The organism is Mesorhizobium sp. B2-9-1 (genome assembly GCF_006439455.1).
GTDB lineage: Bacteria > Pseudomonadota > Alphaproteobacteria > Rhizobiales > Rhizobiaceae > Mesorhizobium.
Genome location: NZ_VFTP01000002.1, coordinates 428262 through 449993 on the forward strand (window position 1 = coordinate 428262; position 21732 = coordinate 449993).

The 21732-nt window shown below is 66.0% G+C and carries 21 protein-coding genes and 1 tRNA gene; 9 read left to right on the plus strand and 13 right to left on the minus strand.

What is annotated here, in order from left to right:
• The first annotated feature begins 204 nt into the window (after positions 1-204).
• Genes FJW05_RS06245 through FJW05_RS06260 form a run of 4 tightly spaced genes read left to right on the plus strand, consistent with a single transcriptional unit; the run spans position 205 to position 6021 of the window.
• A complete protein-coding gene (locus FJW05_RS06245) occupies positions 205-1776 on the plus strand; it encodes an NAD(P)/FAD-dependent oxidoreductase (RefSeq protein WP_140629291.1) in 1572 nt (523 codons plus the stop codon).
• Positions 1776-2258: a MarR family transcriptional regulator gene (locus FJW05_RS06250; RefSeq protein WP_140546994.1), complete on the plus strand. Its 483-nt coding sequence runs from the start codon at positions 1776-1778 to the stop codon at positions 2256-2258. The genes FJW05_RS06245 and FJW05_RS06250 overlap by 1 nt, the downstream gene beginning before the upstream one ends.
• A gap of 45 nt (positions 2259-2303) precedes the next feature.
• Positions 2304-4457, plus strand: coding sequence for an indolepyruvate ferredoxin oxidoreductase subunit alpha (locus tag FJW05_RS06255; protein WP_140629295.1), 2154 nt, complete (start codon positions 2304-2306; stop codon positions 4455-4457).
• Positions 4450-6021, plus strand: a complete 1572-nt coding sequence (locus FJW05_RS06260; RefSeq protein ID WP_140629297.1) for an indolepyruvate oxidoreductase subunit beta family protein — start codon at positions 4450-4452, stop codon at positions 6019-6021. The genes FJW05_RS06255 and FJW05_RS06260 overlap by 8 nt, the downstream gene beginning before the upstream one ends.
• 24 nt (positions 6022-6045) lie before the next feature.
• Here FJW05_RS06260 and FJW05_RS06265 read toward each other — a convergent pair whose 3' ends face one another.
• Positions 6046-6492 (minus strand): pyridoxamine 5'-phosphate oxidase family protein, encoded by a 447-nt coding sequence (locus FJW05_RS06265; protein ID WP_140629747.1) that lies wholly within the window; start codon positions 6490-6492, stop codon positions 6046-6048.
• A 266-nt stretch (positions 6493-6758) separates the two neighbouring features.
• On the opposite strand from FJW05_RS06265, the gene FJW05_RS06270 reads away from it, so the two are divergent.
• The gene (locus FJW05_RS06270) at positions 6759-7022 is read left to right on the plus strand and encodes a hypothetical protein (protein ID WP_140629299.1); all 264 of its coding nucleotides are present in this window, start codon (positions 6759-6761) and stop codon (positions 7020-7022) included.
• Between the two features lie 352 nt (positions 7023-7374).
• On the opposite strand, the gene FJW05_RS06275 is transcribed toward FJW05_RS06270, so the two are convergent.
• The 9 genes from FJW05_RS06275 to FJW05_RS06315 form a co-directional block, all read right to left on the minus strand.
• Positions 7375-8613 (minus strand): DUF1501 domain-containing protein, encoded by a 1239-nt coding sequence (locus FJW05_RS06275; RefSeq protein WP_140629302.1) that lies wholly within the window; start codon positions 8611-8613, stop codon positions 7375-7377.
• Positions 8614-8647: 34 nt separating this feature from the next.
• Complete coding sequence (locus FJW05_RS06280; RefSeq protein WP_246673234.1) at positions 8648-10105, minus strand: DUF1800 family protein; 1458 nt, start codon at positions 10103-10105, stop codon at positions 8648-8650.
• A 97-nt stretch (positions 10106-10202) separates the two neighbouring features.
• Entirely contained in the window at positions 10203-10490 is a 288-nt protein-coding gene (locus FJW05_RS06285) for a hypothetical protein (RefSeq protein WP_140629306.1), read from the minus strand.
• 107 nt (positions 10491-10597) lie between these two features.
• On the minus strand, positions 10598-11038 hold the full coding sequence (locus tag FJW05_RS06290) for a periplasmic heavy metal sensor (protein ID WP_140629309.1): 441 nt from the start codon (positions 11036-11038) through the stop codon (positions 10598-10600).
• Positions 11035-11484 (minus strand): hypothetical protein, encoded by a 450-nt coding sequence (locus FJW05_RS06295; protein WP_140629312.1) that lies wholly within the window; start codon positions 11482-11484, stop codon positions 11035-11037. The genes FJW05_RS06290 and FJW05_RS06295 overlap by 4 nt, the downstream gene beginning before the upstream one ends.
• 74 nt (positions 11485-11558) lie before the next feature.
• A complete protein-coding gene (locus FJW05_RS06300; protein ID WP_140629750.1) occupies positions 11559-12101 on the minus strand; it encodes an RNA polymerase sigma factor in 543 nt (180 codons plus the stop codon).
• A gap of 45 nt (positions 12102-12146) precedes the next feature.
• Complete coding sequence (locus FJW05_RS06305; RefSeq protein ID WP_140629315.1) at positions 12147-12584, minus strand: acid-shock protein; 438 nt, start codon at positions 12582-12584, stop codon at positions 12147-12149.
• 156 nt (positions 12585-12740) lie between these two features.
• Complete coding sequence (locus tag FJW05_RS06310; RefSeq protein ID WP_095766010.1) at positions 12741-12929, minus strand: DUF2158 domain-containing protein; 189 nt, start codon at positions 12927-12929, stop codon at positions 12741-12743.
• Positions 12930-13701: 772 nt separating this feature from the next.
• Positions 13702-13777: transfer RNA gene (locus tag FJW05_RS06315), tRNA-Thr, on the minus strand.
• 336 nt (positions 13778-14113) lie between these two features.
• Here FJW05_RS06315 and FJW05_RS06320 point away from each other — a divergent pair.
• Complete coding sequence (locus tag FJW05_RS06320; RefSeq protein WP_140629317.1) at positions 14114-15310, plus strand: hypothetical protein; 1197 nt, start codon at positions 14114-14116, stop codon at positions 15308-15310.
• A 438-nt stretch (positions 15311-15748) separates the two neighbouring features.
• Here the strand turns inward: FJW05_RS06320 and FJW05_RS06325 are convergent, their stop codons facing one another.
• Positions 15749-17350, minus strand: coding sequence for a cisplatin damage response ATP-dependent DNA ligase (locus FJW05_RS06325; RefSeq protein WP_140629753.1), 1602 nt, complete (start codon positions 17348-17350; stop codon positions 15749-15751).
• A 238-nt stretch (positions 17351-17588) separates the two neighbouring features.
• Positions 17589-18599 (minus strand): ligase-associated DNA damage response exonuclease, encoded by a 1011-nt coding sequence (locus FJW05_RS06335; protein WP_140629756.1) that lies wholly within the window; start codon positions 18597-18599, stop codon positions 17589-17591.
• Positions 18600-18709: 110 nt separating this feature from the next.
• Here FJW05_RS06335 and FJW05_RS06340 point away from each other — a divergent pair, with 110 nt between their 5' ends.
• The 3 genes from FJW05_RS06340 (at position 18710) to FJW05_RS06350 (ending at position 20763) form a co-directional block, all read left to right on the plus strand.
• Entirely contained in the window at positions 18710-19654 is a 945-nt protein-coding gene (locus tag FJW05_RS06340) for a methyltransferase domain-containing protein (protein ID WP_140629319.1), read from the plus strand.
• Positions 19655-19789: 135 nt separating this feature from the next.
• Complete coding sequence (locus FJW05_RS06345) at positions 19790-20164, plus strand: hypothetical protein (protein ID WP_140629322.1); 375 nt, start codon at positions 19790-19792, stop codon at positions 20162-20164.
• 68 nt (positions 20165-20232) lie between these two features.
• The gene (locus FJW05_RS06350) at positions 20233-20763 is read left to right on the plus strand and encodes an AAA family ATPase (protein WP_140629324.1); all 531 of its coding nucleotides are present in this window, start codon (positions 20233-20235) and stop codon (positions 20761-20763) included.
• Here FJW05_RS06350 and FJW05_RS06355 read toward each other — a convergent pair.
• Entirely contained in the window at positions 20760-21701 is a 942-nt protein-coding gene (locus FJW05_RS06355; protein WP_140629326.1) for a glyoxylate/hydroxypyruvate reductase A, read from the minus strand. The genes FJW05_RS06350 and FJW05_RS06355 overlap by 4 nt on opposite strands.
• Between the last annotated feature and the right edge of the window lie 31 nt (positions 21702-21732).

Consider the following 21732-nt stretch of genomic DNA (forward strand, 5'->3'; position numbering starts at 1 on the left):
CCCTCTGTCCTGCCGGACATCTCCCCCTCAAGGGGGGAGATTGGCCGTCACAACGGTTTTCGCCAATCTCCAACATTGCAGAAATGAGCAGGGCGCCGGAACTGCTGATCTCCCCCCTAGAGGGGGAGATGGCCGGCAGGCCAGAGGGGGGCGCGAAGGAACGCGGCTTTGCGCGATTGGCCTCCCAACACCCGCGAGCCTCCAATGACCGTCCCCGATCACATCATCGTCGGCAGCGGCATCAACGCCCTGGTCTGCGCGGCGATGCTTGGCGCCAAGGGCGCGAGCGTGCTCGTGCTCGAGCGCAACGACCGTATCGGCGGCTGCATGCGCACCGAGGAGGCGACGGCGCCGGGCTTCGTCCACGACGTGATGGCCACGACCTTCGTGCTGTTCATCACCTCGCCGGCGTTCGCCGCGCTCGGCAAGGACCTTGCGCGGCATGGGCTGGAGTTCTGCCACACCGCCACCCCGACAGGCGTGCTCACGCCCGACGGCAGCCATGCCGTGCTCACCACCGACCGTGCCGCCAACATCGCGGCGCTGAACCGGATCGCCTCCGGCGACGGCGACCGCCATGGCGGCGATGTCGGCGGCATCGAGCGCAATGCCGGGCTGCTCTTCGGCCTGCTCGGCGGCGCGCTCTGGTCCTATCCGACGACCAAGCTCATCGCCGGCGAGGCCTGGCGGCGCGGCCCGCGCAACCTTGCCGCTTTCATGGGCGATGCGCTGGTGCCGGCACGTGGCTGGCTGGAGACGACCTACACATCCGATACCGTCCGCGCGCTCTGGGCGCCCTGGGTGTTGCATGCGGGGCTCGGGCCGGAGGACGCCTTCTCCGGCCAGATCGCCAAGGTCATCGCCTTCGCGCTGGAGGCGGCCGGCGCGCCGATCGTCAAGGGCGGTGCCAGGAACCTGCTCGCCGCCTTCGAGGCGCTGATCAGGGAACGCGGCGGCGAGATACGCGTCAATGCCGAAGTCGCCTCAATCGTCCAGACCAGCGGCCGCGCCAGCGGCGTGCGGCTCGCGTCCGGCGAGACATTGAACGCCGAGAAGAGCGTCATCTGCTCGGTCACGCCGACGCAACTTTACGGCAGCCTGCTCGGCGGGGATGCTCCAAAACGCGATGTCGAAGCGACGCGCGTTTATCGCTACGGCAAGGGCAATTTCCAGATCCACTATGCGCTGGACAAGCCGCCGGCCTGGCGCGGCGAGGGCCTCGACAAGGTGGCGCTGCTGCATCTGACGCCGGGTTTGGATGGCGTGTCGAAAGCCTGCAACGAGGCGGTGCGCGGCCTGCTGCCGGAAGTGCCGACCATCTGCGTCGGCCAGCCGCACGTGCTCGACCCGTCGCGCTGCCCCGATGGCAAGGCGATCCTGTGGCTGCAACTGCCGGAGGCGCCGCGCCACATCAAGGGCGATGCCGCCGGCAAGCTTGAAGCGCCGGCCGACGGCCGCTGGAGCGACGCGCTGCGCGAGGCCTATGCAGACCGCGTCGAGGCGATCCTCGCCAACCACATCGACGGTTTCCGCGAGACGGTCATCGCCCGCCGCGCCTATTCGCCGGCCGATCTCGAAGCCATGAACGTCAACCTTGTCGGCGGCGATCCCTATGGCGGCTCGTCGACCATCGACCAGTCCTTCCTATGGCGGCCGTTCAAGGCCAGCCGCAACCACGAGACCGGCATCAAGGGTCTCTATCATATCGGCGCGTCCACGCATCCAGGCGCCGGGCTCGGCGGCGGCTCCGGCTTTCTGCTGGCGGGGAGGCTGTGATGGAACAGAAGCTCGCCGAAAAGCGCCAGCGCATCTCGACCCTCGGCCAGATCGGCCTGCAGCAATTCGCGCCCTATCTGATGAACCGCATCATGGGCCGCTACAACGCCACGCTGCGCGACGACTTCCGCAAGCAGGGCCTGACCATCCCGCAGGTGCGCACGCTCGCCGTGCTGTCGGTCGCCGACGGCGTCACCGTCAACGATCTCTCGGTGTACACGGTCATCGAGCAGTCGACCTTGAGCCGCACGCTCGATACGCTGGAGAGCCAGGGCCTGGTGCGGCGCGAGCAGGGCGTCACCGACAGCCGCATCCGCCATGTTTTTCTTACCGATGACGGGCGAGCGCTGTTCACCCGCGCCTGGCCCGCAATGCATGACGCTTTCGAAGCCATGTTCGATGGTATCGACGATGCCGAATACGCCGCGCTGATCGCGACGCTGCAAAAAATGCTGAAGAACATCCGCAAGCACGAAATCTAGATGCACGCGCCGCCCCACGGAAGGCGGCAACGGAAGGAGGCGGAGATGGCCGAACGGTCTTTTGCCAAGGAAGTCGAAAAGCTGAGGCTTGGCGCAGGCGAGGAATTCGCCGGCGAGGGCATCCTCGCGATCACTAAGGCGCTCTTGCAATGCGGCGTCGGCTATGTCGGCGGCTACCAGGGCGCGCCGATCAGCCATCTTATGGACGTGCTGGCCGACGCGCAGGACATTCTGGGCGAGCTCGGCGTGCATTTCGAGGCGAGCGCTTCCGAAGCGACCGCCACCGCCATGCTGGCGGCCTCCGTGCATTACCCGATCCGCGGCGCCGCCACCTTCAAGTCGACGGTCGGCACCAACGTCGCTTCCGACGCGCTCGCCAATCTGGCGTCCGGCGGCGTCACCGGCGGCGCGCTGATCATCGTCGGCGAGGACTATGGCGAGGGCTCCTCGATCGTGCAGGAGCGCAGCCACGCCTTCGCCATGAAAAGCCAGGTGTGGCTGCTCGACCCGCGCCCGAACCTGCCGTCGATCGTCAAGGCGGTCGAGGACGGCTTCGAGCTGTCGGAGGTCTCGAACACGCCAGTGATGCTGCAGGTGCGAATCCGCTGCTGCCATGTGCACGGCCATTTCATCGCCAAGGACAACAAGCGCCCGCCAATGTCGGTCGCCGATGCGCTTGCCGCGCCGCGCCGCGACACCGGACGCATCGTGCTGCCGCCCGCCTCCTTCCTGCATGAGAAGGAAAAGGTCGCCAAGCGCTGGCCGGCGGCGGTCGATTTCATCAAAAACCGCAAGATCAACGAGATCTTCGGCTCGGACCATGGCTCGGTCGGCATCGTCATGCAGGGCGGCATGTACAATTCGGTCATCCGCGCGCTGCAGCGGCTCGGCCTTGCCGATACCTATGGCGACACCGACGTGCCGCTTTACGTGCTGAACGCCGTCTACCCGCTGGTCGACGATGAGTTCCTCGCCTTCTGCGAAGGCAAGCAGGCGGTGCTGGTCGTCGAGGAAGGCCAGCCCAACTATATCGAGCAGGCCTTCGCCGCGATGCTGCACAAGGCCGGGCGCGGCACCAAGCTGGTCGGCAAGGAGCATCTGCCGATGGCCGGCGAATATACCGGGCAGGTGATGCTCGACGGCATCGGTTCCTTCCTGCGGGCGCACGCCCCGCATCTGCTGCCGGGCGAGGTGCGCGCGCCGAACAAGGCGGGCGAGGGCGTCGACACGGCCGACCTCATCAATGTCGTTCCCGGCCGCCCGCCGGGCTTCTGCATCGGCTGTCCCGAACGGCCGATCTTCGCCGCGACGAAGCTGGTCGAGCAGGAGCTCGGCAAGCACCACATCGCCTCCGACATCGGCTGCCATCTGTTCTCGATCATGCCGCCTTTCGAGCTCGGCGCCACCACCATGGGCTATGGGCTGGGGCCGGCCTCGGCTTCCGCCTTCAATTCGCCGGAGGCAAAACGCCGCTCGATCTCCTTCGTCGGCGACGGCGGCTTCTGGCACAACGGCCTGACCTCCTCGATCGGCAATGCTGTCTTCAACAAGAATGACGGCGTCATCGTCATCGTCGACAATTTCTACTCCGCCGCCACCGGGGGCCAGGACATCCTGTCCTCGCGCGCCAACAACCGCACCAAGTCGACCAAGCATCCGATCGACGAAGCGGTGAAGGGCATGGGCGTCAAATGGCTGCGCCACATCGACCGCACCTATGATGTCGGCAAGATGCAAGCCGCGTTGCGCGATGCGCTGACCACCGAGGAGAAGGGGCCGAAGGTCATCGTCGCCTCGTCGGAATGCATGCTCAACCGGCAGCGCCGCGAGAAGCCGCTGGTCGACAAGGCGATCAAGGGCGGCGAGCGCGTGGTGAAGCCGAAATTTGGCGTCGACGAGGACATCTGCACCGGCGACCACGCCTGCATGCGGCTCTCCGGCTGCCCGTCATTGTCGGTGAAATCGCTCGACGATCCGCTGCGCGACGATCCTGTCGCCTCGATCGACCAGAATTGCGTCGGCTGCGGCAATTGTGGCGAGGTGGCGGACGCCGCCGTGCTCTGCCCATCCTTCTACCGCGCCGATGTCGTCCACAATCCCGGCCGCTGGGACCGTTTCCTCGAAAGCGCGCGCCGCGCCGCGATCGGTCTTCTGCAGCGTCGCCGGGAGAGCCGCCGCTTGATGTTTGCCGATGCTTGACCCCAGCGCAGCGCTGCGCCCGAAGACGGGCGCTTCAAACGACGAGCGGGTGATAAAGCTCGCCGTGCTCGCGGTCGGCGGGCAGGGCGGCGGCGTGCTCGCCGACTGGATCACCGACGTCGCCGAGCGCAACGGCTATATCGCCCAATCGACCTCCGTGGCCGGCGTCGCCCAGCGCACCGGCGCCACGATCTATTATATCGAGATGGCCCGCGACACCGGCCGGCTGCCGGTCTTCGCGCTGTCGCCGTCGCAGGGCGACGTCGATATCCTGATCGCCGCCGAGCTGATGGAAGCCGGCCGCGCCATCATCCGCGGTTTCGTCACGCCCGAGCGCACGACGCTGATCACGTCTTCGCACCGCATCGCCGCCGTCTCGGAAAAGATCGAGCCGGGCGACGGCCGCGCCTCGTCGGAAAAAGTGCACGCGACGGCGCAAGCGGCGGCCAGGCGCTTCATCGCCTTCGACATGGAAAAGATCGCCGCCGACAACGGCACCATGATCTCGGCCAGCTTGCTCGGCGCGCTGGCCGGCTCTGACGCGCTGCCCTTCACCCGCGAAAGCTATGAGCAGGCGATCGGCGCCGGCGGCCGTGGCGTCAAGCCAAGCCTCGCCGCCTTCGGCGCGGCTTACGATCGCGCGCGCGGGATCGCGGCAGCGCCGGCAAACGATACGACAGCGAAGCCTGCTGTTGCCGAACCGAAGTCGACGGCGAAGGTCAGCGGACCGGAACCTCTGCTCAAGGACTGGCAGGAGCTTGTCGCTCGCGTCGCGCTGCTGCCGGAACCGCTGCGCGACATGGCCGAGCGCGGCCTGAACAAGGTCGTCGATTACCAGGACATCGCCTATGGCGGCGAGTATCTCGACCGACTGGACAAGGCGGTGGCGCTGGACAATGCGGAGCGCGGCTACGCGCTGTCGGTCGCCGCGGCAAAGCATCTCGCCAACGCCATGTGCTATGACGACATGATCCGCGTCGCCGATTTGAAGACACGCTCGACGCGAGACAAGCGGGTGCGCAAGGAGGTTGGCGTCAAGGAAGGCTCGGTCCTGCGGGTGACCGAATATTTCCATCCGCGCATCGAGGAATTCTGCGGCACGCTGCCGGCAGGGCTCGGAAGCTACATTGAGAGCCGGCCCAAGCTCGCGGCTTTCCTCGACCGTCGCATCAATCGCGGCCGCCACATCCGCACCGACAGTTTCACCGGCTTCGCCATGCTGTGGTTCATCGGCGGCCTGCGCCGCTGGCGCCGCCGCCTGCTGCGCCACCGGGTCGAGGTCGCGCATCTGGAGCGCTGGTACGGCCTGGCGCTCGCCCACGCGCACAAGGACTACGCGCTTGCCACCGAAATCCTGAACTGCCGCCGGCTGATCAAGGGCTACAGCGACACCCATGCCCGCGCCCAGTCGAAATTCGACCGCGTGCTGTCGGCGCTGCCGATGCTCAAGGGCAGGGAGGACGCCGCCGACTGGATCCGCCGCCTGCGCGAGGCGGCGCTGAAGGACGAAAAGGGCGACATGCTGGACGGCGCGCTGAAGACCGTGGCGACGCTTGGCGGATAGCCGGCTTAATAACCGTCGAGCAGGTTATTCGACCGCTTCCCGTCCCGAGACCTGCTCGATGAGGATCCGGAAAAAGACGTGCGGCAGGCTGTCTGACACTGGAGGCGCGACGGGCTTGAGCGCGCCGGGCTCCCACCAGTCCGTGTGCTTGCTCAGCAGCGCCCACGCATGGTCGCGCTGGACCTTGTGGCCGACCCGGTCCGGCAGTTCCTCATAGCGGCCTTCAACGATCACGCTTCTCCAGCCGCGCCCCTGCGTGTGCTCTTGAACCTGCGCACACACCAGGGGATTCTCCCGCATCCAGTCGATCTTCTTGCCCAGCAGAGAGAAGGCATAGAGGTGGCTGTCGGCATAGGCGTAGTTGAAGGGCACGACGTAGGGCTGCCCATCCTTCGCGCAGGCCAGATGTCCGGTGCGGTTGGCCGCCAGAAATTTTGTGCATTCCAGGGTGGAGAGTGTGCGGATCATCATCGGCATGATCTCCCGTTTTAAGCCGGCCTTCGGCCTCGAGAATTTTGTCGATCGGTTCTTTCAACGCTAGCGCAGGACGCGTCCCGGCTCGTTGATATGGATCAATTCGTTATGGGCGAAGGCTGAGGCCGGCCGTGCCTTGCAGAGCCGCCCCGACCGAAACTGAGAGGCGAATTGATCTAACGAAGATGTGATCCAAACCGCTCCGACGGAATTCGGACCTGTCCTCCGTTTCACGGCGGTAGGGACAATTACGGAGACAACGCATGCTCGCAAAATACGTTCTGCCCATCGCCTTGGCCGCCGGCACCTTGATGCTTTCCGGCGCCGGCTCTGAGGCTATGCCGATGGCCAAGCCAGCTGCTTCGCCGCTGCCCATCGAAGCCGTCGGCTGGCGCTGCGGTCCCGGCTGGCACGTGAACCGTTGGGGCAGATGCGTGCCCAACGGCCGCCGGTTCATCCGGCCGGTGCGCCATTGGCATCCCGGCTTCTGGTATCACGGCCGCTGGCATCCCGGCTATTGGAGCTGATGATCGCCTTTTGGGACAGACGCCCGCTCCGGAAACGGAGCGGGCTTTTGTCGAGCTTCGCCATGCAGGGGTTCATTCGGTGGGCCTCCACGCCAGGCAATCGTGATTGGCCGAGCCCCTCAGCCTCGTCATCCACGGGCGGAGCAAGGAGCGAAGCGACGCAGCGCAGACCCGAGGATCCATTCCGTGACGTTGAGGCGTTGCCACGGTTCAGAATTCTGCTCCGCAGCAAGCTACGATCAAAGTCACGGAATGGATCCTCGGGTCTCCGCGTCCGCTTCGCTCCCGCTCCGCCCGTGGATGACGAACTGACTGGCGCCGCCAGCCTATCGCTGACCGGCAAACTCACGATTCACGCCACCAGATCCCGCATCGGCTTCACCGCCGCCGATTCCGGAAACACCTTGTCGCCAAGCACCGCCGGCGACAGTCCGAACTGATCGGCCAGCAGCCCCTTCAGCACCGCGCGCACATCGCTGGTCGGCGCGAGGTCGCGCTGTTCGTAGAGCTGCGCCGGCTTCAGTCCCGGCCAGTCGGCGATGACGCGGCCGCCCTTGATCGCGCCGCCGGCGAGCAGCACCACCGTGCCGGTGCCGTGATCGGTGCCGACAGTGCCGTTGATGCGGGCCGTGCGGCCGAACTCGGTGATGGCAACGACTGCGGTGTCGCGCCAACGCTCGCCAAGCCCTTTCTCGAGCTCCTCGAACGCCCCGTCGAGGCCGCCGAGCAAATTGGCGAGCCGCCCTGTGGCGCCGCCTTCGTTGACATGCGTGTCCCAGCCGTCGAAGGCGAGCGCGGCGATGCGCGGTCCGTCGTCGGCCGCCATCAGCCTCGCCGCGCCTTGCGCCGACAGCCGCATGCCGGCGGCGTTGTCGAGGCCGCTCTTAGGCTTCATCGTCTTGCCGTCGAGCTGGTCGCTCAGCGCCATGCGGTCGGCGTCGAGCCCTTTTTGAAGCACGGCCGCCAGCACCGGATCGCGATGGTTGTAGAGATCGAGCACACGCTCCGCCAGCGCATCGCCGGGCGTCGGCAGCGCCTGCGGCGCCCAGCCGAGCACGGGCGCCGCACCACGGATCACCAGCGGCGTCGACGGCCCGACCGCCAGCCCGCCGAGCCTCGCCACGCGCTCGCCCGCCGGCAGGCTGGCCAATGCCCGGTTGAGCCAGCCGGTGGTCGCGTTGCCGGGGCCCGGCAGGCCGCTTTCCAGCACGTCCTGGCCATCGAAATGCGAGCGCTCGCGGTAGCCGGTCGCGGCCGCGTGCACGACCGCCGCCCGGCCTGCCTTGAACAGGCGCGCGAACACCGGCATCGCCGGGTTGACGGCGAAGAAACCGTCAAGCGGCAATGCCGGGTTGGCGCCCGAGAGCGAAAGCGCGATATCGCCGTGCAGGCCGGCATAATCCGGATCGCCCACCGGTCCGACGGTCGACAGCCCGTCCAGCGCGCCGCGAAGCACGATGACGATCAGGCGTGGGTCGCGCTTGTCGGCCGCGCGGGCAAAGCGCGGCAGATAGGCCCAGGCAAACAGCGCGCCGCCGGTCATCAGCACCGCGCGGCGGGACAGGCTGGGGGTTTCGCAAAGCAGGCTCATGGCTGCATCTCCATTTCTGGTACCGGCGCTGGAATTAGCGGCGCTGGAATTCCGGCGCCATCAACAGCAGCGCCAGGCCTTGCTGCTTGGACTCCGCGCGCGAAATCGCCTGGCGTGTCTCGGCCGAGACGGATGTGCCGATCAGCGACGCCAGCATCTCCTCGGGATCGCCGATATCGTCAGCCTGCTTCGCCGCCTGCCAGGCAATGTCCAGCCGCGTCTTCAGGCCCTCGGCGGAAGCCCATGCATCCGTCCGGTCGGAAAAACCGTTTGGCCCCGGCGGTCGCCACAAGGGTTCGCCGAGCGCGCTCAGCCAGCGAAGCGATCGTTGCGGTTCGTTGCCGGCGGTGGCGCCGACCGCCCGGCGCAACGCGACGACAAAGTCCAAGGGCGAGCGCAGCTTCGTGAGCGGCGTCGACCAGGTTTCGGGCATGTCGATCAGCGTCAACGCGATCGCGCGCAGGTCGCCGTCGGTCTTGGTGAAGATCGTGGCCAAGCGAGCGACAGCCGCTTCGGGCGGATCGTCAGCGATGAAATGGCGGGCAAGCTTGGTGGCGATGTGCCGCGCGGTGGCCGGGCGACGGGCAATGTCGTTGAGCGCCGCCTCCGCCTGGCCCACGCCGCCGTCGGGATAGGTCTTGCCGAGCAGCACGGCCTGGCCCGGCTGATGCGCATTGGCGTTGAAGACGAAGCTTCCCGGCTCTCCCAGCCGCCCCTCCCGTCCGGCCATCGTCCAGCCGGTCAGCATGTTCGCGAAACTGGTGACGTCGGCCTGGGCATAGCCGCTGCCGACGCCCAGTGTGTGCAACTCCAGGATCTCGCGGGCGAGATTCTCGTTGAGGCCGCGTCCGCGCCGCTTGCCGGCGCGAGAATCGGGGCCGATGGACTGCCGGTTGTCGAGATAGAACAGCATGGCAGGATGGTGCTCGACGGCCAAAAGCATGTCGGCGAAGCGGCCGAGCACGAAGGGCCGGATCGCCTCGCGCTCGAAGGCGCCGGCGCATGCCCGCACGACCGGCGCCTTGGCGACGGAGACGCAGAAATGGTTCGACCAGAAGCCGACCAGGCGCTCCACGAAGCCGGGCGCTGTAGTGAGCGCTTTGTCGAACCGGGCCTGTGCCTCGTCGCGATAGATATCGGCCTCGACACGCGGCACCGCGGGTTTGGCTTGTGTCACTGCCGGGCCGGTTGGATCATCCGCCGCCATCGGCTGCATGGCGGCCGCCGCCTTCTCGGCCCGCGCCGCCCTGCGCTCCATGGCTGCCGCCATGCTGGCCTGGATCGCCGCAGTGCTGTCCAACAGCCCGGCATTCCGTGGGTCGTCGGGGGAAATGAGCGCGATGTCCTGCTGCTTGAGCTCGGCCTTGAGGTAGCCGCGCGGATCGGCGGCGATCTTGCCGAGGTCGTCGCCGGGTTTCGCGCCGAGGCCGAAGCGGTTGAGCGCCACCAGGGCGGGGTCCGGCGAGACGGAATTTGCAAATGGTGCGGCCAACAAAGCCTCCGTTGAAGCCGGCGCAGATCGCGTCGGTTTCATGGATCATCGGGGATCCTCACGATGCCGGCCGCAGCACCAGCATCGTGAAGGGTTGTTACCAGCGGCGCCAGTGGTGCCAGCGATGGTAGGGATGCCAGACCGGACCGATATAGACGCGCGGTCCGCCCCAGTAGTAATAGCCGGGATAGATCACGCGGCGATTGGGCACGCAGCGGCCCCAATGGTTGGGATGCCAGCCCGGACCGCAGCCCCAGGCGACGTGCTCGACAAGCGCCGGTGAGGGCGCTACCGGCGCGATCGGCATCGCCGAGGCGGCGCTTGCGGCGGCCGTTCCGGCGAAGGCGAGCGCAGCTGCGAGCGAATATTTTGTCAGGCTGTTCATGGGATACTCCCGAAAGTTTCGAGGTTGAAGAGAACCTGCCGCCAAAGGCGGTCACAAGCCTGTCCCTCTTCCTCTTGAACGGGGCGTGCTCGCCGTTTCCGTCGCTGCTATGGCGATTTTTTTGCGGGAAGCTGCCTGCCGGCACGCCGAAGCAGGGCGTCCGCCAGCAGCTGACGGTCTTCCGGCGAGCCCGATGCGGCGAACTCGATGATGCGTTGCTCGAGCCGGGTGCGCATGGTGACATCGGCATTGCGCGCACGCTCCAGGGCGGCGGCAAGCGCGTTGGTGTCGAGGGTCGGCTGTTGCAGAAGGTTCGCCGCCTCGCGCCTTGCGGCCTGGCCGTCGAGGACCACGTCGCGGGACTCCCGGCGAACCTCGCGCAACGCCTGGCGGAAGATCTTGCGGTCGGCGGCAGGCAGCCTGCCGCCGGCCGATTCCAGCGAATAGCCCGGATTCGATTTGCCGATCAGCCAGCCGGCGCCGCCGGCCACCGCGCCGATCAGAAAAACATTCAGCACCAGCGATGCCGCGACGAGACGGGGGTTCATAGGTCTTCCTCGTAAGGATCGGCATCGGGACCGGCATCGCCGAATGACGTCGCGTTGGCATCCATCACATAATGGTCGGGCTGCATATCCGGGTTGACGACGGTCACCAGCGCCAGGCCGGCCACGGCGCCGGCCAGGCCGACACCGGCAAGCCCGAAGCCCAGCCACCAGAACCGGCGGCGGCGGGCCTGCCTGACCTCGGTCGCTGCCCGGGCGACAATGGCGCGATGGAGCGTCGGGGCGGGTACTTCGACGCGATGCCGGTCGAGGATGGCGTCGAGCCTGCCGGCGCGCGCCAGGATGGCTCGGCCCTGCTCGGTATCGGCAAACAGCATCGCGGCCGCCTGTTCGGCCGGCGGCCAGCGGTGCAATGCGCCGCCATAGGTATCCGCCAGCGCGGCGAAGCGCCCGGCATCCATCCGCCCTTCCGTTCTCTTCTCAGCCATCCCATTCCCCCTTCCGCCATCCCGACGTGGTCCCCCACGTCCTTGCCCGCAACGCCGGCAATGCCTTTGCCGTCTCAATCATCGCCATCGTTTCCAATGAGCATGGCCTGCAAAGCGCGACGGCCTCGCGCGAGCAGGCTTTCCAGCGCATCGACGCTGACCTGCATGGCGCCGGCGGCCTCGATGTTGGATAGCTCCTGATAATACACCAGCACGATGGCCTCGCGCTGGCGCGGCGCGATGCGCTGCAGCGCTTGGTTGACCCTGCGCTCGTCGTCGCCCGGCAAGGCATCGGGAAGCGGCGCCTCGTCCGCCACCTCCGGCAGCTCGTCCGTCGTCCATTCGCGCCGGCGCCGCAGCCGGTCGTAGCAGAGGTTGAGCGCCACCCGGTGGATCCAGGTGTCGAAGCGTGCGTGCCCCTGGCGCCAGCCCGAGGCATGGCGCCAGATGCGCACGAAAGTCTCCTGGGCGACGTCCTCCGCCTCCGCCCCGTCGCCGAGCATCCGGGCGGCCAGGGCCAGGATGCGCGGCAGCTTGCGCGCCACCATCGCCTGCACGGCGGCGGGGTCGCCGGCGCCGATGCGGCGTACCAGTTCCTCGTCCGGATCGGCGCCAATCACGTCGGGCGCTCGCGGCTGTCATTGTGCGGCATAGCCTCTTGGTCATTGCTCCTGATTGGGAGCGGTTTTATGGCCCGGCCTCTCGTCGGCGCCGAGCATGCCGTCGCTATTCTTGTCGAGCCTGGCGAAGCGCTTGGCGAGGAAGGCGTCGGGCTCGGCCTTGTCGACGAAGCCGTCCTTGCTGGTGTCCATGCGCGCGAAGGATTTGGCCGGATCGCCCTTGGCCTTGCGCGCGGTCTGGAAAGCGGTCCATTCGGCGAGGCTGACCTTGCCGTCATTGTCGGTGTCGGCCCGCGTGAACGCCTTCTCCCGGCGCGCCTCGAACTTTGCCAGCGTCAGGCCGGACCTGCTGAGGTCCGACTTGGCGGCAGCCGACGTGTCCGGCGTCTGGGCGGGCGCGGGGGCAGGCGTCGTTGTCTGGGCGACCGCGAACGCGGTCTGCAAGCCAAGGGCAACGACGAATATGGTGGGGCGGATCATGCTCTCGTCTCCGGTTTGGCGCGGCCATTGGCGGCCACGCTTCAGCCATTGAACGCGAGACAGCGCAAAATCCGTCGGTCCTTTTTCGACCCGACAACAAGCCTACCGGATCCGACGCAGCCGGACCGAAGGATTGCTAAGGACGGGAGGCGACGGCTATCTCGGCTGGTCGACGGCCACCAACTGGTCCTGCTTGAAGCCAGCATGCTGCGGCGTCCAGACGTCGCCCTCGCGGTTGAACCAGTGGCACAGATACGTGCCGGAAGCCGCCCCGTCGCTGACGGTCATTTCCGGGCCTCCGGATTTCAGCCTGACGACGTCTCCGGTCTTGAAACTATTGGGCATTTCGACCTCCCATGCTGACAAAGGGAGTTTCCCACCAACAGCTGTTCCCGACAATGGCCGAGATGCGCCGATCACGTGGTGCAGCCCTGGGAAGGCGTGAAAATGATGCCGCTTGTGTGATACGCCGGGTAGCACCGTAGGCGTGGCCAGATCATGTCGAGGTTTGGAGCTGAAGCGAGCGGCCCGATCGCTCCTCGGATTTAATCGGTGTCGCGCTGTGGACCCGGCGGCTGTGCCGATTGGCTGTCTTCTGCGGCCGGGCGGACGGTCATGGACCTTTCATCGGGCCACAATGCTTGTGCCTTCGTCACCGCTGCCAAAAGATTGTCTGCTTCAACGCTTCCGATTTCAGTTAGAAGCGGTCTGCTGCTCCCTGCTCTGAAATCGACGTGATAGACGGTCCAACTCCTCATTGCATTTCCGACAAATTGCGTCCCGGCACGGGCCCGCGGATGGAAGCCCGGCTCGCTTTTTGTGGTTAGGATTTTGAGATCCGCAAGCCGGGCATGCACCGACCGATAGGGCGGGGGGCTTGGGGTTATCAGCCGGTGCGATCGCGAGACTGTCTGATTTGCCCGCCCGCCCACAATCGACCGAGGTCCATCCTGCCGAACGCATTGGTCCGAAAGGACCAAAGATATAGCCCCTTATTCCGTTGGGACAGGTTGCCGGCGCCGATGATATTTTGTCACCCGCCCCATTGCCCATGATTCACGGCAGGCCGCTCAAGCGCTCGGCCTCCGCTAATTGTTTGGTTCTCGTGGAGAATTTTTGGTGCCGCTTGCGTGACTCGAACACGCGACCCCATCATTACGAATGATGTGCTCTACCAACTGAGCTAAAGCGGCCCGGGAAGCGCTGAGCTTCCAGAATGGGCTGGGTGATAGACTCAACCGCTCGCTAATTCAAGATGGGCAGCGGTGAATTCCGGCCTTGCCGGCGGCAATTCCGATCTACGGTTACCGCGCGACGGGCGCCGGCGCGGTCCAGGCGGCGTGCGGGTAAGCGGTCCTTCGCATCCGGCTGGCCGGCGCGGCTGCAGCCGCGGTGACGAAAAATGTTGATTCTTCAACAAAAAATGCCGAAATGGCTTTGGCCGGCAAGGCAGCCGCTCGCCGTTGATCGATTGGTCGTCTGCGGCCGACGACCAGACAACCGGGAGCGAACGCGCAGAGGGAGCTCGCTTGGACCCCATCGAGAAAGCGATCCGCAATGCCTTCGAGAAAGGCAATGCCGAGGACCGGGCGTTCCGAGAGAAGGTCTATCGATCGGCCTTTGCCGCGCTCGACCGCGTCCTGCAGGCCAATCCGAACGTCACGGTCGAGGCCGCCATCAGCCGCCGCAAGGCAGTCCAGGCCAAGATCACCGAGATCGAATCGGAGTTCCTGCCGGCCGTCCCGGATGTGACGCTGCCGCCGGAAAACGTCGCGCCCGCCGGCAATGGCGCGCCGGATCCGCGCGTCGACGCACCGGCCATATCGGCCGCGCCGTCTGTCGACGCGCCGCTGCCGCCGTCGCAAACCGCGCCCTCGCCCTCGATCACCGTCGACGGCCCGGTCCAGCCCGATGCTTCGGACCGGCCGCGTGCGCGCGTGCTGCCGCGCGTGCCCGACATCATGCCGGATGAGACAGCGCTTCCCGATGCGCCCTCGCTCGATGATTCGCCGGGTGCTCCCGTCGGCAACGGCGCGCAGGTCGCGCCCGACCGCGACGAGCGGCGCATCAGGGGCCGGCGCTTGCCGCTCACCGCGATCTTCGTCGTCGCGACATTGCTCGCCGCCGCCGGCATCGGCCTCTACTTCGCCAAGCAGACCGGTGTCTTCAAGACGGCGGCCGAGCTCAACACCGGCCCGCCGGAGCCGGCGCCGACGCTGGACGACGAGGACTCCTCGCAGCCGACCGAGCCAGGCTCGCCGCAGAAACCGGGTGAGGCCGACCAGTCGAAGAACTGGATCAACGTCTTCTCGCCCGCCGACCCGACCCATGTCAGCGCGCCGTCCGACGCCGCCGCCGAGGTGATGAAGGACGACACCGGCCAGTTCCTGCGCATCCGCTCGGGCGCGTCGGGTTCGGCCATTGCCTTCGATGTCGGCCAGGGCGTGCTGGAGAAGCTTGCCGGTAAGCATGCCATGTTCGACATCGTCGCCCGTTCGGAAGAAGGCAAGGAGACGCAGGTCTCGATCGACTGCAATTTCGGCGATCTCGGCGATTGCGGCCGCAAGCGCTACGCGGTCGGCCACGAGCGCAACGAATATCTGTTCGACGTGCAGTTCCCGAACAAGCATCCGGGCGCCGCCGGCACCATCGCCGTCAATTCCGATTTCGACCAGAAGGGCAAGTCGGTGGATATTTACGAGATCCGCGTCTCGATAGCTGAGTGATCGCGCCGCTCTATCTACGTAGACGCGGCACCGCCCGGCGCTTTGGGCCGATTGGGGTCATGCTTTCTAGTGCCACTGCACAGGGAGTTCGACCGGGCGGCTCTGTTTGCGTTGGCAGGTGGCATGCGTTGGAGATTGGCCGAAACGCCCCATCGCGATCGTCATTCCAGGGCGGAGCAGGAGCGAAGCTCCGTCGCGAAGACCCTGGAATCCATGCCGTTGCCTTCGCCAAGGAATGCAACGGAGCAAAATTCTGCACCGCAGCAACCCTTCCAAGTCACAGGATTCTATGGTCTGCGCGCGTCGCTTCGCTCCTTGCTCCGCCATAGAATGACGACGTTGCGGCGGCTTCAACCAATCCCTGGCGTTTGCGCTGATTTCACGGACATCTTGCACCAAGACAAAACGGCAATCTTTCAAAATCCCTGTGTCAGGGAACTAACTATCCAGCAGCGCCTGCAGCGTCTCGATTCGGTCGGCTTCCGCCGCCGGCTTGTCCCAACGCAGCCGTGAGATGCGGGGAAAGCGCATCGCGACGCCCGATTTGTGGCGGGTCGAGCGGTTGAGGCCTTCGAACGCCACCTCCAGCACCAGGCCGTTCCTGCGGTCGGCGCGCACCGAGCGCACCGGCCCGAAACGCTCGATCGTGTTGTCGCGCACATATTTGTCGATTTCTCTCAGCTCCTCGTCGGTGAAGCCGAAATAGGCTTTGCCGACCGGCACCAGCTCTTCCGATCCCTCGGGCCCGGACCAGACGCCGAACGTATAGTCGGAATAGAAGCTGGAACGCTTGCCATGGCCGCGCTGCGCATACATCAGCACCGCGTCGATGGTGTGCGGGTCGCGCTTCCACTTGAACCATGGGCCTTTCGGCCGGCCTGCAAGATAGGGCGAATCCCAGCGCTTCAGCATCACCCCTTCGATGATCGGATGCGGCGGCGCCTGGCGCAGCCGCTCCAGCGTCTCCCAGTCGGAAAACGCGACCAGCGGCGAGAGATCGAAGCGGCTCGGGTCGAGAGTTTTGACGAAAGCCTCGAGCCGCTTGCGGCGCTCGGCGAAGGGCAGCGCGCGCAGGTCATCGCCGTCGATCTGCAGCGCGTCGTAGCAGCGCATGAAGGCCGGATATTGCTGCTGGATCTTTGGCGACACGCTCTTGCGGTTCAGCCGCTGCTGCAGGTCGGAAAAGGTTCCGGTCGCCTCGCGCGGATCCCCGACCAAAAGCTCGCCGTCGAGCGTCGCTTCGAAGTTCATCGCCGCGGCAAGGTCCGGGAAGGCGCCCGACACGTCGTCGCCGGTGCGCGAATAGAGCCGGCGCACACCGCCTTCGCACACCGCCTGCACGCGGATGCCGTCCCACTTCCATTCCGCCGCATAATCGGCCGGGTCGAGCTTTTCGAGGTCGCCGTCGTCGACGGCATTGGACAGCATCACCGGCCGGAACAGGGCGAGCGCGGCACTGGTCGGTTTCTCTGCCCGGCCCTCGAGCCAAGCGAACAGCTCGGTGTAAGGCAGCGCCAGCCCATGCCAGAGCTCCTCGATCTCGGCGACGTCGACTTGGCCGAGGTCGGCCAGCGCCTGCTTGGCAAGCCGCGCCGACACGCCGATGCGCAAGCCTCCGGTGACCAGCTTGATGATGGCGAAGCGCGCCGAGATGCTGGCGTCGTCGAGCAGCCGTGACAGAACCTTCGGCCCGTCGGAACGGCTCGCCGCCTGCAGTCTGCCGACCACCTCGGCAAGCGTCGGCGCATGATTGGGGATGTGCCCTTGTGGTTGCGGCCAGACCAGCGACACGGTCTCGGCGAGGTCGCCGACATAGTCGTAGGAATAGCCGAACAGCACCGGGTCCATGCGCTCGACCACCAGTGTGCGCAGCATTGCCGGCTTCACCGCCGCGATGTTGAGATCGCCGGTGATCGCCGCCAGCGCCAGCCCGCGATCGGGATCCTCGACGCTGCGGAAATAGTCCGTCAGCAGCGTCAGCTTGCCGTTGCGCGACGGCGTCAGCACGAGACGGTCGAGAAGCTCGGCGAAGCGGTTCATGGCTGGCTGCGCCATGCCAATTGCGAGAGCCGGCGCGAGGCGCCCCCCTCTGGCCTGCCGGCCATCTCCCCCTCCAGGGGGGAGATCAGCAGTTGCGCTGCCGGCTCTTCCCCAGGAGCGTCGGAGATTGGCGAAAGTCGACTTGACGTCTGATCTCCCCCCTTGAGGGGGAGATGTCCGGCAGGACAGAGAGGGGGGCCGTAGAGCGCTGCCATGGCGATTAGCGAACGATGTTCCATCAATCGCCCTCGTCCTCATAGCCCACGAGATGCAGCGGCCGCGCTGCGATGCCCTCCAGCTCGCACCAGCGCACCAGCGCCTCCTCGCGACCATGCGTGACCCAGATTTCCTCCGCGCCGGTTTCCTTGATCGTGATGATCAGCTCGTCCCAATCGGCGTGGTCGGAGATGATCAGCGGCAGCTCGACGCCGCCTTGCTTGGCGCGCTGGCGGATGCGCATCCAGCCCGAGGCGAAGCAGGAGATCGGGTCGGGAAAACGCCGCGCCCAGCGGTCGGCGAAGGCCGACGGCGGGCCGACGACGATCGCGCCGGCGAAATCGGCCTTGCCGCGGCTTTCCACCGTCCCCGGCTCGAGCTTGCCGAGATCGATGCCTTGGCTCTGATAATATTCGCTGAGCTTCGCCAGCGCGCCATGGATATAGATCGGCCTGTCGTAGCCGGCGTCGCGCAACAGCCGCATCACGCGCTGCGCCTTGCCGAGCGCATAGGCGCCGATCAGATGCGAGCGTTCGGGAAATTGCGCCGCCGATTTGAGTACGCGCGCGATCTCGTCCTGGTCCGGCGGATGGCGAAACACCGGCAGGCCGAAGGTCGCCTCGGTGATGAAGACATCGCATCGGATAGGCTCGAACGGCAGGCAGGTGGCGTCCTTCTGCCGCTTGTAGTCGCCGGAGGCGACGATGCGCTTGCCCCCATGCTCGACGCAGATCTGCGCCGAGCCCAGCACATGCCCCGCCGGATGGAAGGTGATGGCGACGCCGTTGATGTCGATTGTCTGGCCGAAAGCAGCCGCCTGCGTGGTTCCGGCGAAATCCTCGCCATAACGCAGCCCCATGATGTCGAGCGTCTCTTGCGTGGCCAGCACCGAGCGGTGGCCGGAGCGCGCATGGTCGGAATGGCCATGCGTGATCAGCGCCCGCCCGACGGGCCGCACCGGATCGATGAAGAAATCGCCGGGCGGGCAGTAGAGGCCCTCCGGCCGGGGCTTGAGCAGGTCGCTGGCGCGCATGGCTTTGAACATAGTGGCTAAATTTGCCTCGGGAAGCCTGTTGCAAGAGACTGCTGACTCGTCCTACAGCCCCTTGCCGGCTCCGCCTCGCCGGTGGGATTCTTCAAAAGATGAAACCGTTCCAGGCCTCGTCGGGCAATTTGAACGCCGACCGTCGCGCCGATTTCGCCGAGATGCTGCTCGCCTCTGGTGAGCCGGCGCAGGCGGCGGAACTTTTGCTCGGCGCGATGGAGCTGGCGCCGCAATGGGCGGCGGGCTGGTTTCGCCTCGGCGAGATGCAGGAGGCGGCTAACCTGCTCGACGAGGCCGCGCAGGCCTGGGCCATGGCGTTGAAGCTGGAGCCCGCGGACCGCCTCGGCGCCGCGCTCAAGCTTCAACTGATCGGCAAGGCGCCGGCCGCCGCGGCGCCGCCCAGCGCCTTCGTCGAGACGTTGTTCGATCACTATGCCGGCAGTTTCGAGGATTCGCTTGTCGGGAAGCTCGGCTACGGGCTGCCGGATTTTCTCGAGCGCGCCATCCGCAAGGCAAGGCCCGGCCGGTTCCGGCTGGCGCTCGACCTCGGCTGCGGCACCGGCCTGATGGGCGAAAGGCTGCGGCCGCTCGCCGACCGGCTGGAGGGCTACGACATCTCGGCCGGCATGCTGAACAAAGCGAAAGCCAAGGGCATCTATGACCGGCTGGCCAAGGCCGACCTCCAGCATTTCTCTTACACAGGCGACAGCGCCGACCTCGTGGTCGCGGCCGACGTGTTCATCTATCTGGGCGCGCTCGAACGCATTGTCGGCGCGGTCGCGAACATGCTTGCCGAGGATGGCCTGTTCGCCTTTTCGCTCGAGACGCTTGCCGGTGGCGGCGATTTCGCCCTTTTGCCGTCACGGCGTTATGCCCATTCAGAGGCCTATGCGCGGCGCGTGCTTTGCGCCAACGGGCTCGCGGTCGTGTCGCTGGAAAGCATGGTTATCCGGCACGACCGGCATGACCCGATCGAGGGCCTGGCCATTGTGGCTGGCGTCCCCACGGCAGCCGCCAAGGTGGGAAATCCGGCAACGGCGTGAGGTCGACCTTGCTGCGAAAAAGCCTGAATGGCATGGTCCGGGTTGCGCGGGGCGGATACCGAGTCTTTTGTTTTGCGCAATTCCGGACGGAAAACCACGACGCACTTTTCCTGGAATTGCCCTAGGGAGATATCCATGCGCTGGACCATGGTTGCGTTGGCGTCTTGCCTGACGGTCTCCGGATGTGTCGGCGGCACGTCGATGGCCGAGCGTCAGGACGAGGATGTCCAATCCTCATTGCAATATGACGATGTGCCTTGCGATCAGTTGCTGGCGCAGCGCAATCAACTGGCGCGGCAGAACAATCTGCCCGTCACCGCCAAGCCGGGCTTCTCCAATCCGGCGATGGGCTTCGGCCCGTTCATGCCGGATGTGCGCTCCAAGGCGCAGCGCGCCAGCAACAAGGCGAGCGGCCAGATCGACGCCATGAACCGCTCGATCGAACGCCGCGACTGCGGCAAGCCGAAGAAGAAGGAGACCTCCGGGCTGTCCGGCTCGAAGCCTTCCTGAGTATCCGATATTCTGTTTAACGCTCGGCTGGACCGACGAGCGTTTGATCGCGCTTGAGAGACCGCCCGATGAACCTCTCAGACCTCGGCGACCGCATCTGCATCCTGGGCCCGTCCAACAGCGGCAAGTCCACCCTTGCCGACGCGATAGCGCGCAAGCGCGGCCTGGAAGCCGTTCACCTCGATCAGCTCTTTCATATGCCCAATACGGATTGGCAGCAGCGCCCCATGGCCGAATTCATTGCCTTGCACGATGCCGCGATAGCCGGCGAGGGCTGGGTGATGGACGGGAACTATTCGGTTTGCATGCCGCAGCGCCTTCGGCGTGCGACAGGCTTGATTCTGCTGGATATCTCCACGGCCGCGAGTCTTCTGCGCTATTTCAGGCGAACACTGTTCGAAAAGGACAGGCTCGGCGCTCTGGAAGGCGGGCGCGACAGCATCAAATGGGACATGATCCACCACATCGCGGTCACCACGCCGCGAAACCGCAGGAAATACCGGGCGATGTTCGACGCGCTCGATCTGCCGAAGCTGCAGCTGTCTTCGCTGCGGGCGATCAAGCAGCGCTTCCGCGACTGGGGTTTGTCTATTGACTAATACCCGGCCTTGCGGTCGACGAGGTTCTCGAGCCTCTCGCCGCGCTCGAAGGCGGCCATCTGGCGAAGCATGATCGGCACCAGATGCGCCGGGTCCGACGTCGCCGCCGCATGCGGCGTGACAAACACTTTCGGATGGCTCCATAATGGACTGGTCTTCGGCAGCGGTTCGACCTCGAATACATCGAGGCTCGCTTCCTTCAGCGTGCCGTCGTCCAGCGCGCGCAAAATGTCGGCGTCCTTCTGCAGCCGTCCGCGCCCGGCATTGATCAGCACCGCGCCGCCAAGCCCGTTGCGCCGGCGCAATTCCTTGAGCAGTCCGTAATTGACGATGCCCTGGGTCTGCGGCGTGAGCGGCAAGAGCACGACGAGGATGTCAGTGGCATTGAGGAAGGGGATCAGCCCCGCCTCGCCGGCATAGGTCGAAACGCCCGTCATCGGCCGCTCGCTGCGCGACCATCCGTTGACGGCGAAGCCGAGAGACAACAACGCCGAAGCCGCGGCGCGGCCAAGACTGCCAAGCCCCATGATGCCGACGGAGACGTCGCCGGCCACCCGTTGCGGCGGCTCGTGCCAGATCTTCTTTTGCTGCTGGGCCCGGTAAAGCGAGGCCTGGCGATGGTGGTCGAGCACGCGCCAGACAACATATTCGACCATGTGCTGGGTAAGATTGTCGGCGACGATCTTGACGATCGGAACGTCGGGCAGGCCGGGATCGGCAAAGACATGGTCGACACCGGCGCCGATCGAGAAGATGACGCGCAGATTGGGCAGCGACTTGAGAAGGTTGGGCTTCTGCTTCCACACCACCGCATAGGTGATCGACGGATCGTCGGCGCCGTTCGGCTCCAGCACGACCTCGCGCTTGGCCGAGAGCAGCTCACGCCAGCGCTGCGGGTGGATGCCGGTGAGGGCAAGCAGGATTTTGCCTTTTTCCATTCTCGGATTTTTCTTCCCTGTTTCGCCGGTG